Raw genomic sequence first — 22,727 nt, forward strand, 5'->3', positions numbered from 1 at the left:
GTGCCCCGCTCAGCCCTTTCGCCTCTCAGCCCCTTTCAATTACCCGCTCGTCAGCCCCGCTAGTCGCCGCGCTAGCCGTCCTACCAGGAGAAACAATGACCACCGATCCTCGTTTTGTGGAACCTGAACTCACTGCCACCGGCCCTCATCCCGTGGTTGGCATTGTTATGGGCTCTGACTCTGACTGGCCGACGATGAAGGCCGCCGCCGATGCCCTCGCGGAATTCGGTATTGATGCCGAGGTCGGTGTTGTCTCTGCTCACCGCATGCCTGAGGACATGGTCACCTATGGCCGCGAGGCCGCCGCTCGTGGGCTGCGCGTCATTATCGCTGGGGCTGGGGGCGCCGCCCACTTGCCGGGCATGCTCGCTTCCTTGACGGAATTGCCGGTGATTGGCGTACCTGTGCCGTTGAAGTATTTGGATGGTATGGATTCGCTGTTGTCGATCGTGCAGATGCCCGCTGGCGTGCCGGTGGCGACGGTGTCGGTGGGGGGTGCGCGTAATGCGGGCCTGTTGGCTGCTCGTATTCTTGCCGCTGGCGAGGGTGAGGCCGCCGAGAAGTTGCGCGAGAAAATGCGGTCATTCCAAAGTGAGCTTCGTCAGGTGGCGATGGATAAGGGGGCTGCGCTGGCTGCCCGCGTGTCTGCCTGATTGCTCTTGTCGCGGTCGCGCCCTTGCGAATGTGGAGGGGCGCGGTTTCTGTGAGCGCCCCAGAAAACTGAACGTTTCCCGCGTGCTCCCTGAGTTTTTCCGCGAGTGGTCAGTTCGATGTGACCACTCGCGGAAATACAACAGGGGTTGGGGGATGGGATGTGACCTTGGACAACAAAACAGCGTAAAATTATCGACATGAGCATTCTTGTCACAGGCGGCGCCGGCTACATCGGCGCACACGTAGTCCGACTCCTTCAGCAGCGCGGCGACAAGGTGATCGTCGCCGACAACCTCTCCACCGGACGCGCCGACCGCATTGGGGACGCCGTCCTCGTCAATGTCGACGTCGCCTCCGACAAAGCCCGCACCCTCCTGGCCAACGTCATGGTTGACGAGGACGTTGAGGCCGTCATCCACTTCGCCGCGCGAAAGCAGGTGGGTGAATCCGTCGAGCGCCCCGCCTGGTACTACCAGCAAAACGTTGGCGGCCTGGCCAATATTCTCATGGCCATGGGAGAAACCGGCGTCGATAAGATGATCTTCTCCTCCTCAGCGGCCGTCTACGGCATGCCTCCGGTTGAGGTTGTCTCTGAGGATATTGAGAAGCGCCCCATCAATCCCTACGGTGAAACCAAACTCATTGGGGAGTGGATGATGGCCGACTGTGAGCGCGCATGGGGCCTGAACTGGATTGGTCTGCGCTACTTCAATGTCGCTGGCGCAGGTTGGCCAGACCTTGCTGACCCCGCTGTGCTCAACCTCGTTCCCATGGTGCTTGATCGCCTTGCCCGCGGTGACTCGCCAAAGATCTTCGGCGCTGACTACGACACCCCTGATGGCACCTGCATCCGCGATTACATTCATGTGATGGATTTGGCTGAGGCTCACATCTTCGCCATGGACGCCCTCGATAAGGGAAAGCCCGAACACCGTTCCTTCAATGTGGGTACGGGCGTGGGTACCTCTGTGCGTGAAATTATTGACGGTCTGCGCCGTGTTTCTGGTTGGGACTTCCCCGTTGAAGAACTCGAACGCAGGGCCGGCGACCCGCCTCAGCTGATTGGCGATACTACGAATATCACTGTTGACCTGGGCTGGAAGGCGAACTTGGGCGTGGAGGAGATCCTTGAGTCCGCGTGGGAGGGGTGGCAGCAGGGGCCGCGAAGGATTGATGTGCCCTAGATTGCGCGCTCTGCGAGGGCGTTCAGCCTCATTGCCGGAAGTACAACTGTGGGTCAATGTCACTGACATTGACCCACAGTGTGTGATGCCGATAGCTCCCGCAGTGAAGCACCGTGGTGAGGCCCGAAACAGCCTAGAGTAGCTCTTGTGTGAAGGCCTCCGGAGTGAGGGTGCCCTCACGCAGGGCGGTGAAAAAGTCTGGTGCAGTGTCGTCAACGAGGCGGACCGCTGAGCCCGATGGTGTTTCGTAGGCAAGGCTGTCTAGCGGGGGCGTGCCTGTGAGTCCCTCGTTATTTGCCTGACGGATGGCTAAAACAAGCCTGCCAATGTCAAGGACTGAGGTGTCTTGGTCGACGGTGAGAGCGCTACTTCCAGCTCTTCCGAGCCGCCAGGCGGAGACAGGATTGAGAAGCGTTGAGGGAGACAAAGCAGTCTTGATGGTCTGGGACACGACCTGTCGTTGGCGCTGCGCACGGCCAATATCACCCAAGGGATCTGAATAGCGCATACGAGAGAAGGCAAGGGCAGTGGTCCCGTCGGAGAGGTGGCATCCCGCCTGCCAGTGGAGTCCAGAGAATTCATCGTTGACGTCGGCGTCGTAGCAAAGCTCCACGCCTCCAACGGCATCAACGATACGTCCAACCCCTCCCATGCCGATTTCGACGTAGTGATCGATAGTGAGTCCGCTGAGGGTTTCGACGGTGGAGACAAGCTCAGGGGCTCCGCCGTAGGCGTAGGACGCATTGAGCTTATCCCAGTCTCCTGTTGGGAGTTCTACCCATGTGTCACGCGGGAGGGAAACGGTGCTGGCCTGGCCATTGGGGGCGAGGTGTACGAGCATGATGGAGTCTGCCCGCTGTCCCTCGGTGCCGTCGTTGACAGCACCATCTTCGCGGGAATCTGACCCTGCGAGGAGGAATGTGGTGCCGGGAGTGTCCGGCGCTCCACTGAGGCCGTCGGTGCGGCCAAGGTGGGCGTTAGCGTCCGTGACGAGGAAAAGCGGCCATGCTATCAGCAAGGCGGTAAGGACAAGGAGGGGGAGAAGGCGACGCTTTCGGGAACGAGGCCGTGGCGCTTGGCGAGGAGGCGCAGAAGCGGCTGACGCATGCGGGTGGGTGGCATGTGTCCGCTGGTGTTGAGTCTGGGTTCTCATTGCGGTCGCAGGCCGTTGGGTGATGGGGGGAGTGCCATATGGGGTGTCGGTATCGGAGGAGCGGAGGGTGTGAAACTGCCGCTGAGGGAGAAAAGATGGAGGTTGGCGGAAAACAGGAGACGGGGTGTGCGTTGTCTCTGGGCTGTTGGCATCAGTGGGGGTAGCCTCGCGTGTCCTTGAGGGCGGTACAACAGATCGGCGACGAGGCACACGCGGCGGGTAGGCGGGGGCGCGATGAGGAACGCCGCGTGGTTCTTCTGAACGCCGCGTATCTGCATGGGTGCGTTCAGTTCGCTTGACGGCGGGAGGTAGGGGAGGGCTGAGTGGCGGGGGAAGGACGCTCATGGCTGGAGCCACTGCCTTGGTGGGAGGAGGAGGATTGCCCGATGACGGGAGATGACCCGAGGGCGTGCCGTCTTGCCGTGCGGGAGATAGGGGAGCGACTCCTCTCTGGGAGAGTCGGCGCGGCCCATGACCTTCTTGGGATACGGGGCGTGAAGGGCGGATAGGATTCGGTTCTGGCGAGTGCGATGAAGAAACGGCTGCATCTTCGGCTCGACGCGATGGACGCTCCACGGGGTTTTCTCTTTCACGTGGAGGGAAAGAGGGCGGGGGGTCAAGAGGCGCCATCATATTTGTCACTCAGGATTTTGGCGGGCATTGAGGGATTGAGGGGGTCTCAGCCTCGCTAGCAGGGGATTGCTGGTCCTGTGTTTGGGGAGAAGCAGTCGCGTCGTCAGCAGGGGCGGCGTCGGCTGCGCCAGCTGTGGTGTCGGCTTGTCCGTCGGCTGCGGCGTCGGGATTTGCCGGAGTGTTGAGGATCTCAGGAACTGTGACTTCCATGCCGTTGCCGTCAGTGTACGTTGATCCTGCTGGGAAAGGCTCGTCGTTACGGAGGGCACGCCAGATATCTTCAGCTTCGTACTCGGAGGCGAGAACGCGGTTGTGATCGTCAGGGTTGGGGTATGTTGGCATCGTCATGAGCTGGATATTGGCTCGCTCTATCCCTGAGAGCGATAACAAGAGGCCCATGTCGGCGTTGAAATCCGAGAGGTTCGGTGAGGTGTTCACCGCTTGGAGAGAGGATTTGACGAAGGCGAGGACGGAGGGGAACTCCGTGACGAAGTTCTTAGAGAAGAGTTCTCGGAGCATCGCAGCAACGAGTTTTTGCTGTCGGCCGATGCGGCTTAGGTCTGAACCGTCGCCAACGCCGTAGCGTGCGCGAGAGAAAGCCAGGGCTGTTGAACCATCAAGTTTCATGCAGCCTTCGGGGATATAGAGCTCGAGGGTGTCGTCGTTGACCGGCTCATCAAAGTAGTACCAGATTCCCCCCAGAGCATTCACCATGCCGGTGAACCCCCGGAAATCGGTGAGGACGAATGCGTCGATACTCAAACCGGTGAGGTACTCGGTCGCGCGCTGTGTGCATGCGATTCCTGCGGCGGTGTTGTCGGTGACAGCACCGGTGGAGAATGAGGAGTTGAACATTCCCGTGTAGGGAGAGGTCTCGACATTATTGGCGTTGATGCACGAGGGGATGTCGGTGACGAGGTCGCGCGGGATCGAGACAAATTGGATGCGGGTGCGATCTGCGGAGATATGGGCGACCATGGTCGCGTCAGAATGGATGGTGTCGATTTCTTCGACATCCCCATATTCATCCGTGCCCTGGTCGTAGCGGGAATCAATATTCGCGATGAGAATGTTGAGTGCGCGCCCTTCAAAAGCATCGGATGGTAGCTGAGGGGATGGGGGAGCATCCAATGAATCTTTGAGGAAGGCTGAGGCGTCAATGGAGTTGTCGGCGACCTGGTGAACGAGGTCGCGATAGATGAAGCCAGTCGTTGAGGAGATGAACAGTCCGGCTGCCATAAAAAAAGCGGTGACCGAGCGTAGCGCGCCAAAGCGACCATAGGGAGTGGCCGCGTGCGTGATAGGAAGATGGCGGGATGCCTTGTGAGTGTTCATCAGTGGCAGTGTAACAAATCGGTGACGATGGGTGGAGAGAGGAATCTCAATCTCGGGCTCAGGACGAGCAGGAATAATGCCACGCTACCGACGCTGCCTGAAGAGCGAGAAGGCGCGCAGTAAAGGGCCGCGGAGGGAGAGTGTCCTCACGAGCGAGGAATCTCAGGAGCTGAGGTCCGGCGTCGAAGGATTCTTTCGAGACCGAGGGTCTTCTTCGGAAGGGAATAGAGGGAAGTGCAGGGCAAATGCGCGTCCGAGTTCCTCAATGCGTCGTTGTTGGGCAACCTCTCGCCGGTAGGACGAAGCGATGAGGGAGAAGAAACCAACTACCAGCGCGTAGACCAGGAGATTAATGCCTTTTTCCACCCCGAGAAGCTGCGCGAGCTTGGTGAGCGTGCTGGGAACAGCCACGACATATACCGACGCCATCAGCATGGCGAGTACACCGAGACGTCTCAGAGCGAGTCCACGCGACGAACGAATCGGGCGCATGAGGGCCACAGTGACAAGAAGGAAGCTTCCAATCAGCAGTAACTTGATCAGCCAGTAGGGGGTCATGCACGTCACCTCATCGCTAGATCGACAAGAATGTTCACCGAGTTGAGAAGAGGTTGTCCCTTCGCGCGTGAGTAATCGGTGTAGCGAATAGTCACAGAATGCTCTTCCCAAGGGAGCGCGGTGGCTGCAAGCTGTTCAACGATCTCGGAGGCATGTGCCATTCGTGCTTGGGTGAGTCGGATTGCCGCGAGGGCATCGCGTCGTATGAGGCGTAATCCGTTATGCGCATCTGTGACGTCCAGCCCGGTTCTCCAGCGAGTCACCTGCGCCGCAGTTTTCAGCATCCACTGCTTGACGATGCCGGTGTTGGCGGGGTGGTGCAGAAAGCGAGAGCCAAAAATGAAAGCGAGGTCGTGCGCCTCTGCTCTTTCACGCATCGCAACGGCGTCATTAAGGCAGTGTTGCCCGTCGGCATCAAAGGTAATGACGTAGCGATACTCGGGTTGTCGCAGGACCCATTCGAAGCCCGTCTGCAGGGCCGCGCCTTGCCCGAGATTGACGGGGTGAGGCAGAACGACTGCCCCAGCTTTGAGGGCTTGGGTTACTGAGCCGTCTTCGGAAGCATCATCGACGCACACGACGTTGGGAAAGACTGTGCGCAGGTCAGACACTACCTCGCCTACGACGCGCGCCTCGTTGTACATGGGGACAACGAGGCAGGTGTCAGTAATGGTGGACATGCTCTAAGTATGGCACTGCTTCCTGAATGAACGAGAGAAAGCGGCGTTCAGGAGCAGCCTCGAATATCATCGCGTGCTTGTGGGGGCGTAATGTGTTCAATAATGGAGCCTGAATGGGAACCCGAGTAACGGTCAGATAGGCAACCTCGATCAAGGAGAGTTTCATGGCGCGAATCGCCTCTTCGGCCGATGTGGCCGACTCGGCCGATATTGCACAGAGTGCTGCCGTGTGGCATTTGGCTCAGGTGAGAGAGGGAGCCGTCATTGGGGAACACTGCGTGATCGGCAGAGGCGCCTATATCGGGGTAGGCGTCCGCGTGGGGAAGAACTGCAAGATCCAAAACCACGCTTTGCTGTACGAGCCCGCTCAGTTGGGGGACGGTGTCTTCATTGGTCCGGGCGTTGTCTTGACCAACGATCATAATCCTCGTGCTGTTACCCCTGAGGGGGAGCTCAAGACCGCTTCGGATTGGCTTCCCGTTGGTGTGCGAATTGACGAGGGAGCTGCGGTGGGCGCTCGAGCGGTATGCGTGGCTCCGGTGCATATCGGAGCATGGGCGTTGGTGGCGGCAGGCGCGGTGGTGACCTCTGATGTTCCACCCTTCGCTCTCGTTGCAGGTACTCCAGCGCGTCGTATTGGATGGGTCGGCAAGGCAGGGATCCGGCTTGTCGAGGAATCGCAAAGGCCAGGGTTCTTCCGCTGCCCTCAAACGCAGACACTCTATCGACTGCGCGAGCCCGACGCCCTCGAGGAATATCGTGGTGAACGTGACGATGACGCCTCGCTCAACGCTGAGGAATGTGCAGGTCAAATGTCATCAGAGATGAAGAATGCAGAGGAGAGACGATGAGTGAGCGCCCTTTTATTCCAGCTGCCAAACCCCTCATCGGGGATGAGGAAATCACTGCCGTTACTGAAGTCATGCACTCGGGCATGGTCGTTCAAGGTCCGCAGGTTCAGGCTTTTGAGGAAGAGTTCAGCGCAGCGATGGCGCCCGGCACCTACGCCATTGCCGTCAACTCCGGCACCTCTGCGCAGCACATCGCGACCATGGCTTCCGCCCTCTGCAAAATGGGGGTGGTGAGCGAGGACGCTCATGGTAAGAGGCTGGTTCCCGCACCGCATCTGATGGGAAGTAACGCCACGGCGACATCACATGCTCATCAAGAAGTCATCGTTCCCTCTTTCACTTTCGCTGCCACCGCTAATTCTGTTGCTCTCACCGGCGCCCGGCCGGTCTTCGCTGATATTGATCCGCGTACCTTCACTCTCGATCCAGCCAGCGTGGAGGCGGCGATCACCGAGCGGACGGTAGCTATCGAGGTCGTTCACCTCTACGGACTGCCCGCTGCAATGGAGGAGATTCTGGCAATCGCCCGCAGATACAACCTTGACGTGTACGAGGACTGCGCCCAAGCTCATGGAGCGATGCTGAACGGTAAGCGGGTGGGTACTTTCGGGCAATGGGGGTCATTCTCCTTCTACCCCACGAAGAATATGACCAGCCTTGAGGGGGGCATGATCACCACGACAGACCCCGACCTTGCCCGTGTCTGTCGCCTGCTGCGCAACCAAGGCATGGAGCGACAGTATGCCAACGAGGTAGTGGGCCTCAATAATCGTATGACGGATGTTGCAGCAGCGGTTGGCCGAGTGCAATTAGCCAAGGTCGGCGGATGGACTCAGCAGCGTCAACGCAATGCGGAGGTGCTCACGGCAGGCCTGTCCCCTCTGGCTGGTGTTCACACACCGTATGTGCCCGAAGGGGCAGATCATGTCTACCACCAGTACACGATTTGTTTTGAGGGGATGACAGGTGCCGAACGAGACCGTCTCGCACAGGCGATGAAGGATGAGTGGCGTGTTGGGACGGGTGTGTACTACCCGATTCCTAACCACCGGCTCGAATCGTTGCGCTCCTTTGCGCAGGATCTGGAACTGCCTGTGACAGAGAAGGTCGCACGAGAATGCCTCTCCCTGCCTGTTCACCCATCTTTGACTGAAGCGGATCTTGAACGAATTATTGAGGCTGTCCACGCCTGTGTATCGGCGGGAGCATGATATGAAGTCGCCAATCCGCCTGGGAATCATCGGTCTTGGGTCCATGGGACGCCACCACGTCCGAAACGCCCGGGCAACCGAGGGCGTCGCCCTCGTCGGACTTGCTGATCCTGCTGGTGATGTGCACAATGTCGCCGGAGGTGTGCCCGTCTTTTCAGAGGTCAGCGCGCTGATCGAGGCGGGGATCGATGCTGCGATCCTCGCTGCTCCCACCCTTTATCACGAGGAGATCGCCCTCAAACTCGCCCAGGCTGGGGTGCATACTCTTGTCGAAAAGCCCCTCGCTACCGACTACGCTTCAGGTCAACGAGTTGCGGAGGCCTTCGCCACTCGGGGGCTCATCGGTGCGGTGGGATACGTTGAGCGCTGTAACCCTGCTCTGCTGGAAATGCGTCGACGCATTGCTGAGGGGCAGTTGGGCCAGGTGTACCAGGTCTCCACGAGGAGGCAGTCTCCGTTCCCTGCGCGTATTTGCGACGTGGGTGTGGTGAAGGATCTCGCCACCCACGATGTTGATCTCGCGTCGTGGGTAGTTGGCGCGCCCTACGAATCCGTCTACGCTCAGACAACGAATCGCTCTGGACGTGAACACGAGGACATGGTGACAGTAGCAGGACGTTTGACTAACGGTATCCTTGTCAACCACCTTGTCAACTGGCTCAGCCCGTACAAAGACCGGACAACCATTGTTATCGGGGAAAACGGTGCCCTGGTTGCTGACACTATCTTGGGGGATCTGACCTTCTACGAAAATGGCACGCAGCCTCTGCAGTGGGATCAGGTCGCTGCTTTCCGCGGAGTATCTGAAGGGGCGGCTATTCGCTACGCCCTCACTAAACGTGAGCCTCTCGCTGTGGAGCATGAACACTTCCGCGACGCCATCTGGGGGGTTGGAAGCGAGCATGTCACGATGGAGGAGGGGCAGCGTGCCTTGGCCGTCGTTGACGCGATCCTCCAATCTGCACGTAGTGGGCAAGCCGTCGAATTGAGCAGCATTACTCGAACGGGTGACACAGCGTCCACCTGCGAAGGCCCTGGGGGCCAGATGCTCAAGACTCAGGGATAAAACATGTCGCGGATGCTCTACCACGCTCCTTTCCCTCTGAATCCTCAGGCTGAATCCGCCTCAGGAATCAGGCCGGTGTGCATGCGGAGGGCATTCGAGGAGTGCGGATACGAGGTTATAGAAGTCACCGGCAACGCACGTCAGAGGCGTGAAGCCATCGCAGGTGTGCGCTCTCTGTGCGCTTCCTCTCCAGACCACGGCATTGATTTCCTCTACTCGGAGTCAGCGACCATACCGACGATGTTGACTGAGCCACGGCATCTACCGCCTCACCCTCTGCTTGATCCCGCTCTCTTTGCTTTTGCCCGGACTCACGGGATTCCTACGGGCCTGTTCTATCGAGATATCTACTGGGCTTTTGACGCCTATAGCCAGCAGCTCGGGCAGCCGCTGGCGGCTGTCATGCGCCTGCTGTATCGCTACGACTTAGCCTGGTATCAACGCTACGTTGATCGCCTGTACCTTCCCTCCCTTGCGATGGGCGAGCATATCCCGGGTATTGATCGCTCGAGGATGGCTCCATTACCGCCTGGAGCGATGGCACCTCAGGTGGACGTTGTCGGGGGTGAGACCTTTTCCTCCTCGCAGTCTCCCGGAGGGGAGACGCAGGTTTCCGCTTCAATTCGTCTGCTGTACGTCGGAGGAATCGGCCCGGCGTACGACCTTCGAGAATGTGTGAAAGCAGTGGCGGGGGTGAAGGAGGCTCACCTGACGATCTGCACACGCTCAGGCGAATGGGAGGCCCAACGGGCGTTGTACGCGCCATTGATGGCTGACAATATTGAGGTCGTTCACTCTTCGGGCGATGAACTTGCTGCTCTCTACGCTCAAGCGGACTGCGCAGTCCTCTTCCTCAGCCCCGACGAGTACCGTCGCTTTGCATCACCTGTCAAACTCTACGAATACTTGGGGTACGGTAAGCCAGTGATCGTCACCGCAGGGACACACGCCGCCGACCTCGTCGACGCAACGGGGTGCGGGTGGGTTTTGCCCTACGAGGCTGGCGCCCTGCGTTCTCTTCTTCTTCGCTTGGCCTCGGCAGGGAAGAACGGTGCGGAACTTTCTGCTGCAAAGACGCGGGCCCGTAGTGAGGGACAACGCCATACCTGGGCGGCCCGCGCACAGCAGGTCGCTCATGAGCTCACTGAGTTGGGACGTCAAAGAGGCAATGCAAGCTGGGAACGTGGTGATGTCCCGTGACACGGCGTTGGCACCGGTGGAAACGGGCTCATCCAGCGACTTCGCAGATCCTGACCCTTGCCTCTGGCACTGCCACTGCGCAGGGAGTGGTCATGCTCATCCATATCCTGCTCGCGCGTGTCTACACACCGGAAGATTTCGGTGTTTTCGCCCTGTACACCTCAGCTACCGGTGTCATTATTGTTCTCGCCGGTGCGCGCTACGAGATGGCGACGATGCTCCCTCGCCACGATGTTGAGGCGCGGGTTATTCAGACCCTGGCCATGCGGATTATCCTCTCGTCGGCGGGGATCACGACCCTTGTGGCTATCACCTGCTATCCGGTGCTGGCATCCCTTCCTTCCATCGGTCCCTGGCAGGGATTGGCATTCCTTGGTGCGGGGGTGACGGTAGCGTTGAGCGCTACCCTCGCTGCGCGCAGCTTTTGGCTGACCCGTACAGAACGCTATGGCGTGTTGGCGGGAAACCGTGTCCTTCAATCAGCGTCCTCTGCCCTCGGCCAGCTTCTGTGCGGGCTTTCAGGGATAGGCGGGGCTTTGGGTCTGATGTGTGGACAGGCAGCTGGACAGCTTTTGGCTCTCCTGCGTCTGCGTTCTCACACGCCCGAGCTTCGTCAAGACCCCTCCGTGATGTCTGATGGAAGGCCTGTTCCGAGCGTGCGTGAGATGGCCATTCGCTATCGTCGCATGCCTCTGCTCAACGGCCCCAACGCTTTGGTTGACGCTCTCCGCATCAACGGCATTAATATCTTGATTGCCCAGGTGGCAGTGAGCCAGTTGGGGCAATTTGACCAAGCCTGGCGTCTCCTTCAAGTCCCGGTTGCGCTCATCACAGGAGCTGTCGCCCAGGTGTTTTTCCGTACACTGACGACTATTGAACCCGGCCACATGCGCCCCCTCGTCATGCGTCTTGTTCGCAGGGCAGGTGTGGCCGCTGTCATCCCCTTCATCCTGATCTTCATACTGTCTCCGGCTCTTTTTCCTCTGCTTTTAGGTCATCAATGGACCGAGGCAGGGTATTTCGCCAGAGCGCTCACCCCCTGGCTCGCGATGACGGTGATGACATCCCCGATTTCTCAGGTCTTCATCGTGACCGAACGCCAGCAGTGGTTATTGGCTTTCGCGATCGTCTACTGCGTGGTTCCTTTGGCGATTCTGTATCTGTCGCCTTACGACCTTCTGACGACGGTCAGCGTCATGAGCATGGCGATGGCACTGCTTCTTGGAGGAATGATCCTTCTCGCATGGCACGTGTCCGGCCTCTATGATCGTCAGGGGAGTGAGGACCGATGACGATGTTCCAGGCGACGGGCGCCCCTGGAGAGGCAGGTCGGCGCCCTCGTGTTCTCTACGTCACGGCTTGGCTTCCCACTCCTGCCTCTTCAACAACCGGTATCTTCGTTGAGCGTGACATTCGTGCATTGGCGCGCATTGCTGATGTCCACGTTATCCACCTTGTCGCACCTCATCTGGCTCAGGGGGCCGCTCAGCGGGAGATCTGGAAACAAGCGGGGCGGAAGATCACGATTGAGCGGGTGCCGACGACTCCGACGAACCCTCTGTCGCTTCTGCGTGCAGGCAGGAGTATCCGCCGGAGGTTTGCTCACGCCGACCTACTCCACACTGCTACCCCGGCGAGTCTATTGGCTCTGGGAGCCATCCGGGTTCCGATTCCTTGGGTTCATACTGATCATTGGTCCGGCTACGCTGACGTTCAGATTCCCCGCCAGCATGGCGATGAAAGTGCTGGTCAGGCGCAGATGGCGGGAGATGCTGGAGACCGGCATGCCGGGGTGTTTATTGTCAACGGAGGCGCTCCTCCCGCGCCTGGGGCTGGCAAGAGGATCACCCTTGGTGCACTCGGATATGTGATGCGCAGGGTTGATGTTCTGATCGGAGTTTCCACGACGCTCAGTGCCCAGCTTGCGCAGCTTTCAGGGCGCGAGGCAATAACAGTGCCCAATATCGTTGACATGGCACTGTGTGAGGCTCGCCCGCACGTGAATCCTTGGGCGGCTCAACGTCCTTTGCGTATTATCTGCGTCGCTAATGCCGTTGCTGGCAAACGTCCCCTCCTCGCGGTGGATGTGTGCGCTGAGCTTATTCGTCGCGGCAGAACGGTTGAACTGCTGTGGGTTGGAGAAGGCCCGCTTCTGGGTTCTTTACGAGAGCACGCCCACGCCTCCGGGGTGCCTTTGCACGCCCCTGGGGCACTCCCTCCTGAGCGGGTGCGGGATAGCCTTGCTGTTAGCGACCTTTTTCTCCTGCCAACAGTCTGGGAGAGCTTCTGCCTTGCGGCTGCCGAGGCGCTCAGCGCTGGGCGTCCCGTTGTCATGGGAGATCAAGGGGGGCAGCGTGCGTTTGTTCACGCTCCTTCGGGAGCGCTCGTCTCCGGTGATGAGCCCATGGCGTATGCGGATGCGATTGAGGCGGTTTTACACGCGACTGCAGGTCTCTCGGCCGCTGAGATTGCCCGGAATGTGCGCCAGAGTTACAGCGAGGAGGCGTTCGTTGGCCGCTACCGGAAGATCTACTCCTCAGTGCTGTCGAAGGGGTGAATCAAGCTGATGCTGAGCGGTCCCCACCCGTTTCTTTCTCCTGCTTGTGAGCTCGGATGAGTGCCTGTACGACCGCAGTGGCTGCATTCCCATCTCCGTAGGGGGTGGCGTTCGTTGGAGCGGGATGGGGACGTTGGACAGCGCGAACGAGGTCGGGGCCGGGTTCAACGAGGACGTTCCACCCCAGATCGACTGTCTCAACCCATTCAGTCTCGGGGCGCACCGTTGTTGTGGGGACACGAAGGAGAAAGGCTTCTTTTTGGAGTCCACCCGAGTCGGTAATGATCGACCGCGCGTGGCAGGCGGCCGCAATAAGGTCAGGGTAGGACAAAGGTGCATGTGAGACGAGGTTCCCGCGGTCGATGGTGATGCCGTGTTCACTGCACTTGGCGATGAGGCGGGGGTGAGCGAGCAGGATGACAGGATCGGCACATTGCGCGAGGGAGTCAAAGATCTTCTCGAGGCGCTCTTTGGAGTCCGTGTTATCGGGGCGATGAATCGTGGCAAGGTGGTAGCCGTCCCCGGAGACGATGTTGGCGACGGGGGAGGGACGCTCAGCAACCTGGTCGCGCACTGCTAAAAGGATGTCGGTCATCACGTCACCTACGCAGACACTTCGTGCCTCCAGGCCCTCGTGACGCAGGTGTGCCATTGCTGTGGGGGTGGGAGCCAGGAGAAGATCAGAGGCGTGGTCGGTGAGAACTCGATTGTGCTCTTCGGGCATGCGACGATTGAAAGAACGCAGGCCCGCCTCAAGGTGGGCAACGCGGATGTGCATCTTGACGGCGGATAAGGCGGCAGCAAGGGTGGAATTGGTGTCGCCGTAGACAAGAACCCAATCAGGCTGGTGTTCTTCGAGTATCCCATCCAGGGCGGCGAGCATGGCGCCTGTCTGGCGCCCATGTGAGCCCGATCCGATCCCGAGGTGCGCGTGGGGGGTGGAGATTCCGAGGTCGGTGAAGAAAACGTCGGAGAGCATCGGGTCGTAGTGCTGACCAGTGTGGACAATGATGTGCTCAATGCCTGCGTCGCGAAACGCCCGGTCGATAGGGGCGAGCTTGACGAATTGGGGGCGTGCGCCCACCACAGACATGACGCGCATGGCGAAGTCTCCTTAGGTTGTTTTTCTTTGCGCCCTCATCGCCGGTGACAGGTGACACCTGTCAAGTGGGGGGTTATGGTGTCTGAGAGTGCTGTCAGTCAAGACCCTTTCTCTCAGCACCATACACGCGAGTGGTCGCTTCTAAGCGACCACTCGCGAAGAACTAGGCTGAGGCAGTGGGAAGCTGTCGTGAAACTCCATGAAAGGACTGGCAGTGGCAAAGCGTCGACAGGCAGTGGATGTGATGATTGCCACTCGGATTCATGAGCCTGAAGCAGCCGCAGCCTCATTCCGTCTCAGAGCAGTTGAAAACGCCGCCATCACCGCCGGGCGCCGCATACACGTCCTGACCGTTCGGGATGCTCGCGAACAAGCCCCGATCGAAGATACGCGTTCGCCCTTACTGCATGTTTCCCGTTGGCCAGTCCTTCGCGATGCTTCGGGATACGTTCGTGGATACCTGCCCTACTTAAGCTTCGATATCCCCCTCGTTGCTCGCCTGCTACTCGCACCTCGCCCACGCGTTCTCCTCGTCGAACCTCCACCCACCACCGGCCTCGTCGTACGCAGTGTGTCTTGCCTACGTTCACTCCTCAACAGGCGTGTCCCCTATGTGTGGTACGCGGCCGACATTTGGTCAGATGCCACCGCTATCGCCGGTGCGCACCCTTTGGTCACCACTGTTGTGCGCTGGATGGAACGGACTACCATCCGGGGCGCTACCGCGAGCATCGCAGTGTCAGAAGGCGTTGCTCAACGTCTGCGCGACCTGGAACCAAATGCTCGGGTGCATGTTATCCCCAATGGCATCGACACCGAGATCTTCACGCCTCACGCAGCCCCGTTGAGTGAACAAGAGCGTGCACAAATCGGTATCACCGGCCCATTCTTCCTCTACGCCGGTACTGCCTCAGAATGGCAGGGCGCCGAAATCTTCGCTCACGCCATTGCCCAGGTGCGAGAGCACCATCCCAACGTGCAGCTCGTCTTTCTTGGGCAGGGGAGCTCATGGGAGCATCTGTCGGATCTCAATAAGCAACGGGTTGCTGCCGAAGCAGAACGCGGGAAGAGCGGGGCGAATACCCCCATCATCCAACTCCCCGTGGTGGCGCCTGACCAAGCAGCGCGTTTCCACGTCAGCGCCGTAGCAGCCCTCGTTTCCATCGTCCCTGGGCGCGGTTATGACTTCGCGTACCCCACCAAGATCCTCTCTGCCCTCGCAGTCGGTAAGCCGGTAATCTACGCGGGTACAGGTCCTGCGGCGGAGGATATTCGGAATGAATCCCTCGGCTGGGCGGTGGAATACGAGGTCGATGCTGTCGCCTCCTCGATGAGTGAAGCGCTCAGGAGTGCCATTCCTCCGGAGGCGGCCTCGGAGCAAGAGGAAAGCCCGGCGCGTCGTCGTCGATGGGTGTGTGCCCATCGTTCGATGGCGGCGACAGGACGACAGGTCCTTCAACTTCTTGAGAGTGTGATGGCGGAATCTGGGTCCCCATAGAATGATGCATGCGGTGCCGCGCGCCAGGCATCACACTCTGAAGAAGGCATACGAAGGAAGAAACGTCATGCGCATTGCTGTTGTCGCATGTGGGAAGATTGGCCTTCCCCTCGCTGTCCAATACGCCACTCAAGGCCACCAGGTCGTTGGTGTCGACATTTCCGAGCGCACCGTTGCCCTCATTAACGACGGCGTGGAACCCTTCCCCGGTGAAGCCCATCTTGCGGAGCGTCTGAGGGCAGTGGTGTCCGCTGGTCGCCTGCATGCCACCACCAACTACGCCGAGGCGATCCCCGGAGCAGACGCCATTGTGCTCGTCGTCCCGCTTTTTGTCGACGAGGGCGGCGCTCCAGACTTTGCGCTGATGGATGCAGCCACTACCTCGCTCGCGCAATATCTCACCCCCGGAACTCTCATCTCCTACGAGACCACCTTGCCGGTGGGGACAACCCGCACGCGCTGGGTGCCGATGATCGAATCGATCAGTGGCATGCGTGAAGGAAAAGACTTCCACGTGGTGTTCTCTCCAGAGCGTGTCCTGACAGGTCGCGTCTTCGCCGACCTGCGCCGCTACCCCAAGTTGGTGGGCGGCCTCACTCCTGAAGGCGCTGCAGCAGGTATTGCCTTCTACGAGCAGGTGCTTGACTTTGACGATCGGCCCGACCTTGCCCGCCCAAACGGAGTGTGGGATATGGGCAGTGCTGAGGCCGCAGAGATGGCTAAGCTCGCAGAAACCACCTATCGGGACGTCAATATCGGCCTCGCCAATCAATTCGCCGTCTACGCCGACGAGGTCGGCATTGATATCCAGCGCGTTATTGAGGCCTGCAATTCTCAGCCTTTTAGTCATATCCATCAGCCAGGCATCGCCGTGGGGGGACACTGCATCCCCGTCTATCCCCGTCTCTACCTGTCAACCGACCCTGACGCCAGCATTGTGCGCGACGCGCGGGCCTTCAATGCCCGCATGCCGGAGTACGTCATTGGCCGTATTGAAGATGTTCTCGGTTCTCTTGAGGGCTTGAAGGTTGCTGTCTTGGGTGCTGCCTATCGCGGTGGGGTCAAAGAGACGGCTTTCTCGGGTGTGTTCGCCAGCGTTGATGCTCTGCGCGCTCGCAGTGCGCGGGTCGCGGTACACGACCCGATGTACAGTGACGCGGAATTGCTTGCTTTTGGCTGGGATCCCTACCATCTTGGCGACGAGGTTGATGCCGCGATCATCCAAGCTGACCATGTGCAGTACCAAGAGCTGTGCCCGTCTGATTTGCCGGGGGTGAAGCTTCTCTTTGATGGCCGTCGCGTGACGGATCCCCAGCGGTGGGTGGGGCACGTGAGGATGGTCATTGGTGCGCCAAACCGCGCCCATATCGAGGAATAAGGGAGGAAGGGGGCATAATAGATCCGGGTAGAGAATTGCTTACTCACGACTGGAAGGCTGAAGTTAGATGAAGGGTATTATCCTCGCAGGAGGTTCGGGCACCCGCTTGAATCCCATCACTCTGGGGACCTCTAAGCAGCTCGTCCCTGTTTACGACAAGCCGATGATCTACTACCCCTTGAGCACTCTGATGCTCGCGGGCATCCAGGACGTTCTGGTCATCACTACTCCGCATGATGCTCCTGCCTTCCAACGCCTGCTAGGTGACGGCAACCAGCTTGGTGTCAATATTTCCTACGCTGTGCAGGAGCAACCCAATGGTCTTGCCCAGGCATTTGTGCTGGGCGCTGAGCATATCGGCAATGAATCGGCAGCTCTGGTATTGGGCGACAATATCTTCTATGGCCCTGGCATGGGGACTCGTCTTCGTCGCCATGTTGACCCCAACGGTGGTGCTGTCTTCGCCTACCACGTGTCCAATCCGTCAGAGTATGGCGTGGTCGAATTCGATGAGGACTTCAAGGCAGTGTCGATCGAAGAAAAGCCCGCGATGCCGAAGTCTCATTATGCTGTCCCCGGCCTGTATTTCTACGATAATGACGTGGTTGCTATCGCCCGCGATCTTCAGCCTTCAGCGCGTGGCGAGTACGAAATCACCGACGTGAACCGCGTGTATCTTGAAGCTGGCAAACTCGCAGTCGAGGTTCTTCCGCGAGGCACCGCATGGCTGGATACGGGGACTTTTGATTCGCTCGCCGACGCGACGAACTTCGTCCGAACGATCGAATCACGTCAAGGGATGAAGATCGGCGCACCTGAAGAGGTAGCTTGGCGTATGGGCTTCATCGACGATGAAGGCTTGCGTCAGCGTGCTGAACCTCTTGTGAAGTCAGGCTACGGGCAGTACCTGCTGGATCTTCTGGCCGAGTAGGCTGCGCCACCTATGCAAGGTACCTCTGAACTCCTCATCATCATTCCTGCGTGGAATGAGGAAGCTGTCCTCGGCGGAGTACTTGATGAACTTCTCCCCCTCACTGAAGGGGCGGATATCCTCGTAGTCTCCGACGGATCGACTGATCATACGGTGAGGGTCGCGCGAGAACGCGGTGTTTCTTGCCTCGATCTGCCCCTCAATCTCGGGGTGGGAGGTGCGATGCGTGCAGGTTTTCTCCACGCGTATCGGTACGGGTATGAATGGGCGCTCCAGCTTGATGCTGACGGCCAGCATGATCCGCGAGAGATCCCCACGCTCGTCGCACATGCGAAAAGCAGCGGCGCAGACGTCGTGATCGGAGCGCGCTTCGCGGGCAAAGGCGAGTACAGTGTGCGCGGGCCCCGTTGGTGGGCGATGAGGGTACTTGCAACGGTGCTTTCGGCTGTCTGCGGCACCACACTCACTGATACGACCTCTGGTTTTAAGCTCATGTCCCGCCGAGCCATCGAGATTTTTGCTCGCGACTATCCCGCTGAATACCTGGGTGACACCGTTGAAGCTCTGGTGATCGCGCGACGGTCGGGGCTTCATATTTCCCAAGTGCCTGTCGCTATGCGCCCTCGTGCGGGAGGAGAACCCTCACAAAGCCCGCTGAGAGCCGCTCGTTTCCTGATCCGTGCGTGGTTCGCATTGCTCATTTCTCTCACTCGCCGGTCTCTACGTGAAGGACAGAGGGCATGACGAGCTATTTTCTCGGGATACTCTTCTCTCTGCTTGTTTTTGTGGTCATTTTTATGAGCCTACGGAACGCGCGGATGAAGCAGCGTTATGCCACGTGGTGGGTTGCTATTGCATTTGCAGTGCTCACTGTCAGTATTTTCCCTGATGCAATGGCAAACTTTGCCCGTTCCATCGGCATCATTATTCCTCTCAATCTTGCTTTCTTCCTGGCGGGTCTGACTCTTCTGTTCATCACGCTTCAATATTCTGTGGACTTGTCACACCTGTCCGAAGACAAACGTCGACTTGTCGAAGAGATTGCCGAACTTGACCGGCGCGTCTGTGAGCTCGAGAAAAGAAACTCCCCGCAGTAGCGCCCGGCACATATTTCATAAGGAAGAAAAGATGATCGTTTTTGTCGCAGGAACCACTGCGGAATTCATCAAGATTGCCCCTGTCATTGTTGAACTCGATAAGCGTGGCATCGACTATCGAATCTGGAGTACCGCACAGCACGCGCAGGGCGTCGAAGAGACATTGTCCGACTTGGGAGTGCGCCAGCCAGACCGCTACTTAGTGAGCAAGCATCGTACCGGCGTTGCCACGGTCTCCCAGGTTCCCCGCTGGCTGGCAGATCTGACTGTCACCACCTTGCGATCGCTACCGACTTTGCGTCAGGAAGCCAACAAGGGAATCGTCGCAGTACATGGTGACACTTTCACGACCGTTATCGGCGCCATTCTTGGGCGCACAATCGGTGCGAAGGTTGCCCACATCGAGGCTGGATTACGCTCTGGTTCGTGGCGAAGCCCCTTTCCTGAGGAGCTGAATCGTCGCATCGTTGGGCGCTTGGCACACATCCATTTCGCCCCGACCGCCCGTGAGGCGCAGAACTTGAAGTATCGCATTGGGCGGCGCGGAGTGCGGGTGGTTGTGACGGAAGCGAACACCGTCGTTGATGCTTTGAGGACTGCCCGCGAGGTGCAGGCTCCGGCCCCTGAACTTCCCGAAGAGTTTGGTCTGGTGACCCTCCATCGCTTTGAGCTGGTTCACGACCGCGAGGCTTACCGCACGGTGATCGAGCGGGTGAAGGAGCTGTCGCACAAAATCCCGCTGGTGATGATTATTGGCAAGTCCGAGCAGGCATTGTTAGCCGAGTACGGGTTTGAGAATATTTTTGATGAGCGTCTGATCCCGATTGACAAGCTTGGCTACTCATCCTTCCAGGCGATCTTGTTGCGCGCGAAGCTTGTCATCACCGACTCGGGGGGCCTCCAGGAAGAATGTGCAGCTTTGGGGATCCCGTGTGCGGTACACAGGGAATACACGGAACGTCACCAGGGCCTTGGAGCGAACATCGTGCTCACGGGCATGAATGTTGATGTCCTTGATGACTTTCTTGCAAATTGGTCCGACTACCAGCGTCCGTCACAGTTGGACGCCTTCCACCCGTCAAGAATGATTGTTGATGTCCTCGAAGAAGAAACAGGTCCTCAGGGTGCGTGAAACCTTGTCCTTTGGGAGTCTCCACTGGCAATTCCCTCCCTCAGTACGTAGTTTCTTGGCGCGTTCGCTCCCACTGGCCACCGTCTTTTTCATGACTCTCGCCCTGATCGGCTGGGCGTTTGCCTCTCCGGTAGGTGGTTCACCTGATGACGACTATCATTTGCCGTCGATTTGGTGTCCCTCAGGGGGTGCTGAGGGCGAGTGCCCGACACGCACAGTGAATGACAAAGTTGAGGTTGCCGCGCCTGAGCCCATTGCGCGAGCATCTCTGTGTTACGCCATGCACTCAGAGAGGTCAGCAGAGTGCACGCTTGCTTTCTCCGAAGAGACATCGGCGTACACTGCCCGCGTTGATCACGGTGACTACCCGCCGGGCTTTTACGACTTCCACCACCTCTTCGCCTCCGAATCGGCAGTGAATGCGTCAGTGCTGTGGATGCGCGTGCTCAACGTCTTTGTGGCGGTCTTTGGGGTGGCAGTGGTGATGGCTTTGAGCCCTCGAGCTCAGCGTTCCGAGATTCTGATGGCGCTCATGCTGGCCTGGATGCCGATGGGTGTCTATTTCGTTGCATCGAATAACCCGAGTTCGTGGTCGCTGTCGGGGATCGCAATCTTTGCTGCCGCCCTGTTTTCTGCCGCTCAGACTGAGGGGAAACGGCAGTGGTTCCTCAGTGCCCTCGCCGCCTTCGGGGCGCTGCTTGCTTGCTCAAGCCGCGCTGATGCTGCCTTCTATTGCTTCGTGGTGGCAGTCGCCTTCTATGCGCGCTTTCCACTGTCGAAGAAGCGGATTGCACCCTTCATCGTGTCAGGGGCTGCTGCCATTATCGGTGTCCTCATTATGCGTAGCACGGGGCATGCTGGGGCAATTGGAGCCACCCAGGTTAATCACGGTGTTCCGTTCCGGCGTTTAGTGATGAGCAACCTCATCAGCCTTCCCGAGTATTTTGGTGGCCTTTATGGACACCAGTGGGGACCTGGATGGTTCGACGTCCCATTGCAAGCCACCTCAACGATCGGCTCGATGCTTGTCGTGGGAGCGGGGCTATTTCTGGGGGCACGGAGCCTCGATGTGCGGAAAACCCTGTCGTCCATCGTGCTCGTAGGAGCTTTGGGCGGTATCCCCGTGGTCATGATGGTCAGCCAGGGGTATCTCAAGACCTATATCTACCAACCGCGCTACTTACTTCCATTGTTGGCGGTCTTTTTCCTGGTGTGGGTCTCCTCGTCAGATCGCCAGGCGCTGCAGCTCAGTTCCGGGCAGAAAGCGTTTTTCGCGCTGGTATTGTCCGTAGTCAATGCCGCAGCTCTGCATTCGGTGATGCGCCGCTATATCACGGGCACTGATCTGCCTTCCTATGATCTGAACTTCCAGAAAGAATGGTGGTGGTCGATGCCGATCACACCGATGATGTGGTGGATTTTCGCCTCTGGCGCATTCCTTGTCGCTATCACCTGCGCCCTCCACCTGATCTTTACGCCGCAAGAGAAGGAAAAGCCTCATGCCAGACTTGACGCGTCTTGACATCGTTATGCCGGTGTGGAACGAGAAGGATAATGTCCGCGCCGCATTGGAGAGCATCGAAGAATCAGCCTCCCAGGCGGGGGTGGAAACTCGCCTGATCGTCATTGATGACGGTTCTGCCCCTGAACACGCCGTTTTCCTTGACGAACTTGCAGGTGAAGGGAGGATTCACCTGATTCGCCAGGAGAACTCTGGGCGTTTCCTCGCGCGCCAACGTGGGATGGACGAGGTCTCCTCCGACTACGTGCTTCTCATGGACGCCCGGGTGCGTCTCTATCCGGATACACTCGCTTCGCTGCGGGCAATGGTTCAACAGGGGAGCCATCCTGTCTGGAGTGCTCATGTGGATCTGTTGAACGCTGAGTCTCCATGGACGTCCTTTTGGTTTGGGATTACTTGTGTCTGGTGGCGCGAGTACTTTCAAAACCCTCGGCGTAGTGTCCTGACTGAGGAGAATTTTGATCGCTACCCGAAAGGAACAGGGGCTTTCTTCGCTCGCTCTGACCTCATGCGTGTCGCGATGGAGGCTTTCACCACGCGTTTCGAGGGGCACGCCTATAGCTCGGATGACACGGGACTTTTACGATATTTTGCGCGTAACGGCGGTATCAACCTCACTCCGCAGATCCGTTGCGGCTACTACGGGAAGGACTCCTTCAAGGGGTGGGCGCGCCAGTCGTTCTACAGAGGGACGACTTTTATCGACGGCTATCTTCCCCAAGACGCCAATCCTGCCTACTATCTTGCGGCGGCATGCGCTGCCGTAGGTGTGGGCGTAGCTGGCATGATTGCCGCGCCACGCGCGATGGCTGTGGGTGCGGTGGGAGCCGCTGTAAGCGCTGGTGTGGGTGCACGCTGGTGCGGTGCGACGCCCCACCAGGCGGCCTCCGTGACGGCCCTGTGCCTCCCCTTCGGCGTTGTTTTTGGTGCTGGCCTGATGCGAGGGCTGCTCATGGCCACTCGGCAGTTTGCGCGATAGCTACCG

21 protein-coding genes are annotated in these 22,727 nt (G+C 58.9%); 16 read left to right on the forward strand and 5 right to left on the reverse strand.

Features of this window, described 5'->3' with window-relative positions; all coding sequences use genetic code 11:
• The first annotated feature begins 95 nt into the window (after positions 1-95).
• Together purE and galE are read left to right on the forward strand one after the other, a co-directional pair.
• A complete protein-coding gene (gene purE, locus HWX48_RS04295) occupies positions 96-653 on the forward strand; it encodes a 5-(carboxyamino)imidazole ribonucleotide mutase (protein WP_175954947.1) in 558 nt (185 codons plus the stop codon).
• A gap of 198 nt (positions 654-851) precedes the next feature.
• Positions 852-1,838 (forward strand): UDP-glucose 4-epimerase GalE, encoded by a 987-nt coding sequence (galE, locus tag HWX48_RS04300; RefSeq protein WP_175954949.1) that lies wholly within the window; start codon positions 852-854, stop codon positions 1,836-1,838.
• A gap of 133 nt (positions 1,839-1,971) precedes the next feature.
• On the opposite strand, the gene HWX48_RS04305 is transcribed toward galE, so the two are convergent.
• From HWX48_RS04305 to HWX48_RS04320, 4 genes are all read right to left on the reverse strand, one after another.
• The gene (locus HWX48_RS04305) at positions 1,972-2,991 is read right to left on the reverse strand and encodes an LCP family protein (protein ID WP_175954951.1); all 1,020 of its coding nucleotides are present in this window, start codon (positions 2,989-2,991) and stop codon (positions 1,972-1,974) included.
• A gap of 642 nt (positions 2,992-3,633) precedes the next feature.
• Positions 3,634-4,863, reverse strand: a complete 1,230-nt coding sequence (locus tag HWX48_RS04310) for an LCP family protein (RefSeq protein ID WP_175954953.1) — start codon at positions 4,861-4,863, stop codon at positions 3,634-3,636.
• Between the two features lie 258 nt (positions 4,864-5,121).
• Complete coding sequence (locus HWX48_RS04315) at positions 5,122-5,517, reverse strand: DUF2304 domain-containing protein (RefSeq protein WP_175954955.1); 396 nt, start codon at positions 5,515-5,517, stop codon at positions 5,122-5,124.
• A 5-nt stretch (positions 5,518-5,522) separates the two neighbouring features.
• Positions 5,523-6,197 (reverse strand): glycosyltransferase family 2 protein, encoded by a 675-nt coding sequence (locus tag HWX48_RS04320; RefSeq protein ID WP_175954957.1) that lies wholly within the window; start codon positions 6,195-6,197, stop codon positions 5,523-5,525.
• A 164-nt stretch (positions 6,198-6,361) separates the two neighbouring features.
• Here HWX48_RS04320 and HWX48_RS04325 point away from each other — a divergent pair, with 164 nt between their 5' ends.
• The 6 genes from HWX48_RS04325 to HWX48_RS04350 all read left to right on the forward strand — a co-directional run bounded on the left by HWX48_RS04325 (position 6,362) and on the right by HWX48_RS04350 (position 13,082).
• Positions 6,362-7,048 carry an acyltransferase gene (locus HWX48_RS04325; protein ID WP_175954959.1) on the forward strand — a complete coding sequence of 229 codons (687 nt, stop codon included), beginning with the start codon at positions 6,362-6,364 and terminating at the stop codon, positions 7,046-7,048.
• Positions 7,045-8,259, forward strand: coding sequence for a DegT/DnrJ/EryC1/StrS aminotransferase family protein (locus HWX48_RS04330; protein WP_175954961.1), 1,215 nt, complete (start codon positions 7,045-7,047; stop codon positions 8,257-8,259). The genes HWX48_RS04325 and HWX48_RS04330 overlap by 4 nt, the downstream gene beginning before the upstream one ends.
• 1 nt (position 8,260) lies before the next feature.
• Positions 8,261-9,325 carry a Gfo/Idh/MocA family protein gene (locus HWX48_RS04335; RefSeq protein WP_175954963.1) on the forward strand — a complete coding sequence of 355 codons (1,065 nt, stop codon included), beginning with the start codon at positions 8,261-8,263 and terminating at the stop codon, positions 9,323-9,325.
• A gap of 81 nt (positions 9,326-9,406) precedes the next feature.
• Complete coding sequence (locus HWX48_RS04340) at positions 9,407-10,525, forward strand: glycosyltransferase (RefSeq protein ID WP_254872953.1); 1,119 nt, start codon at positions 9,407-9,409, stop codon at positions 10,523-10,525.
• Positions 10,526-10,617: 92 nt separating this feature from the next.
• Positions 10,618-11,817: an oligosaccharide flippase family protein gene (locus HWX48_RS04345; RefSeq protein ID WP_175954965.1), complete on the forward strand. Its 1,200-nt coding sequence runs from the start codon at positions 10,618-10,620 to the stop codon at positions 11,815-11,817.
• Positions 11,814-13,082, forward strand: coding sequence for a glycosyltransferase family 4 protein (locus tag HWX48_RS04350; RefSeq protein ID WP_175954967.1), 1,269 nt, complete (start codon positions 11,814-11,816; stop codon positions 13,080-13,082). The genes HWX48_RS04345 and HWX48_RS04350 overlap by 4 nt, the downstream gene beginning before the upstream one ends.
• Position 13,083: 1 nt before the next feature.
• Here the strand turns inward: HWX48_RS04350 and wecB are convergent, their stop codons facing one another.
• Positions 13,084-14,184 carry a non-hydrolyzing UDP-N-acetylglucosamine 2-epimerase gene (gene wecB, locus HWX48_RS04355; protein WP_175954969.1) on the reverse strand — a complete coding sequence of 367 codons (1,101 nt, stop codon included), beginning with the start codon at positions 14,182-14,184 and terminating at the stop codon, positions 13,084-13,086.
• A 214-nt stretch (positions 14,185-14,398) separates the two neighbouring features.
• On the opposite strand from wecB, the gene HWX48_RS04360 reads away from it, so the two are divergent.
• From HWX48_RS04360 to HWX48_RS04395, 8 genes are all read left to right on the forward strand, one after another.
• The gene (locus HWX48_RS04360; RefSeq protein WP_254872954.1) at positions 14,399-15,682 is read left to right on the forward strand and encodes a glycosyltransferase; all 1,284 of its coding nucleotides are present in this window, start codon (positions 14,399-14,401) and stop codon (positions 15,680-15,682) included.
• Positions 15,683-15,749: 67 nt separating this feature from the next.
• Positions 15,750-17,060, forward strand: a complete 1,311-nt coding sequence (locus tag HWX48_RS04365; RefSeq protein ID WP_175954971.1) for a nucleotide sugar dehydrogenase — start codon at positions 15,750-15,752, stop codon at positions 17,058-17,060.
• Between the two features lie 67 nt (positions 17,061-17,127).
• The gene (rfbA, locus tag HWX48_RS04370; RefSeq protein WP_175954973.1) at positions 17,128-17,991 is read left to right on the forward strand and encodes a glucose-1-phosphate thymidylyltransferase RfbA; all 864 of its coding nucleotides are present in this window, start codon (positions 17,128-17,130) and stop codon (positions 17,989-17,991) included.
• 12 nt (positions 17,992-18,003) lie between these two features.
• On the forward strand, positions 18,004-18,735 hold the full coding sequence (locus tag HWX48_RS04375; RefSeq protein ID WP_175954975.1) for a glycosyltransferase family 2 protein: 732 nt from the start codon (positions 18,004-18,006) through the stop codon (positions 18,733-18,735).
• The gene (locus HWX48_RS04380) at positions 18,732-19,088 is read left to right on the forward strand and encodes a DUF2304 domain-containing protein (protein ID WP_175954977.1); all 357 of its coding nucleotides are present in this window, start codon (positions 18,732-18,734) and stop codon (positions 19,086-19,088) included. Before HWX48_RS04375 ends, HWX48_RS04380 begins: the two co-directional genes overlap by 4 nt.
• A gap of 31 nt (positions 19,089-19,119) precedes the next feature.
• The gene (locus HWX48_RS04385; protein ID WP_175954979.1) at positions 19,120-20,220 is read left to right on the forward strand and encodes a UDP-N-acetyl glucosamine 2-epimerase; all 1,101 of its coding nucleotides are present in this window, start codon (positions 19,120-19,122) and stop codon (positions 20,218-20,220) included.
• Entirely contained in the window at positions 20,183-21,742 is a 1,560-nt protein-coding gene (locus HWX48_RS04390) for a DUF2142 domain-containing protein (RefSeq protein ID WP_175954981.1), read from the forward strand. The genes HWX48_RS04385 and HWX48_RS04390 overlap by 38 nt, the downstream gene beginning before the upstream one ends.
• Positions 21,720-22,721 (forward strand): glycosyltransferase family 2 protein, encoded by a 1,002-nt coding sequence (locus HWX48_RS04395; RefSeq protein WP_175954983.1) that lies wholly within the window; start codon positions 21,720-21,722, stop codon positions 22,719-22,721. The genes HWX48_RS04390 and HWX48_RS04395 overlap by 23 nt, the downstream gene beginning before the upstream one ends.
• Positions 22,722-22,727: the final 6 nt, after the last annotated feature.

Source organism: Schaalia sp. Marseille-Q2122 (genome assembly GCF_903645355.1).
GTDB lineage: Bacteria > Actinomycetota > Actinomycetes > Actinomycetales > Actinomycetaceae > Pauljensenia.

What these genes read in the sequence shown, in the direction of transcription:
- HWX48_RS04320 (WP_175954957.1), bottom strand. Translation starts at nt 6,197, where the DNA reads ATGTCCACCATTACTGACACCTGCCTCGTTGTCCCCATGTACAACGAG.
- HWX48_RS04390 (WP_175954981.1), top strand. Translation starts at nt 20,183, where the DNA reads ATGTCCTCGAAGAAGAAACAGGTCCTCAGGGTGCGTGAAACCTTGTCC.
- HWX48_RS04305 (WP_175954951.1), bottom strand. Translation starts at nt 2,991, where the DNA reads ATGAGAACCCAGACTCAACACCAGCGGACACATGCCACCCACCCGCAT.
- HWX48_RS04350 (WP_175954967.1), top strand. Translation starts at nt 11,814, where the DNA reads ATGACGATGTTCCAGGCGACGGGCGCCCCTGGAGAGGCAGGTCGGCGC.
- HWX48_RS04385 (WP_175954979.1), top strand. Translation starts at nt 19,120, where the DNA reads ATGATCGTTTTTGTCGCAGGAACCACTGCGGAATTCATCAAGATTGCC.
- purE (WP_175954947.1), top strand. Translation starts at nt 96, where the DNA reads ATGACCACCGATCCTCGTTTTGTGGAACCTGAACTCACTGCCACCGGC.
- rfbA (WP_175954973.1), top strand. Translation starts at nt 17,128, where the DNA reads ATGAAGGGTATTATCCTCGCAGGAGGTTCGGGCACCCGCTTGAATCCC.
- HWX48_RS04375 (WP_175954975.1), top strand. Translation starts at nt 18,004, where the DNA reads ATGCAAGGTACCTCTGAACTCCTCATCATCATTCCTGCGTGGAATGAG.
- HWX48_RS04345 (WP_175954965.1), top strand. Translation starts at nt 10,618, where the DNA reads ATGCTCATCCATATCCTGCTCGCGCGTGTCTACACACCGGAAGATTTC.
- HWX48_RS04380 (WP_175954977.1), top strand. Translation starts at nt 18,732, where the DNA reads ATGACGAGCTATTTTCTCGGGATACTCTTCTCTCTGCTTGTTTTTGTG.
- HWX48_RS04365 (WP_175954971.1), top strand. Translation starts at nt 15,750, where the DNA reads ATGCGCATTGCTGTTGTCGCATGTGGGAAGATTGGCCTTCCCCTCGCT.
- galE (WP_175954949.1), top strand. Translation starts at nt 852, where the DNA reads ATGAGCATTCTTGTCACAGGCGGCGCCGGCTACATCGGCGCACACGTA.
- HWX48_RS04330 (WP_175954961.1), top strand. Translation starts at nt 7,045, where the DNA reads ATGAGTGAGCGCCCTTTTATTCCAGCTGCCAAACCCCTCATCGGGGAT.
- HWX48_RS04340 (WP_254872953.1), top strand. Translation starts at nt 9,407, where the DNA reads ATGCGGAGGGCATTCGAGGAGTGCGGATACGAGGTTATAGAAGTCACC.
- HWX48_RS04395 (WP_175954983.1), top strand. Translation starts at nt 21,720, where the DNA reads ATGCCAGACTTGACGCGTCTTGACATCGTTATGCCGGTGTGGAACGAG.
- HWX48_RS04315 (WP_175954955.1), bottom strand. Translation starts at nt 5,517, where the DNA reads ATGACCCCCTACTGGCTGATCAAGTTACTGCTGATTGGAAGCTTCCTT.
- HWX48_RS04335 (WP_175954963.1), top strand. Translation starts at nt 8,261, where the DNA reads ATGAAGTCGCCAATCCGCCTGGGAATCATCGGTCTTGGGTCCATGGGA.
- HWX48_RS04310 (WP_175954953.1), bottom strand. Translation starts at nt 4,863, where the DNA reads ATGGCAGCCGGACTGTTCATCTCCTCAACGACTGGCTTCATCTATCGC.
- wecB (WP_175954969.1), bottom strand. Translation starts at nt 14,184, where the DNA reads ATGCGCGTCATGTCTGTGGTGGGCGCACGCCCCCAATTCGTCAAGCTC.
- HWX48_RS04325 (WP_175954959.1), top strand. Translation starts at nt 6,362, where the DNA reads ATGGCGCGAATCGCCTCTTCGGCCGATGTGGCCGACTCGGCCGATATT.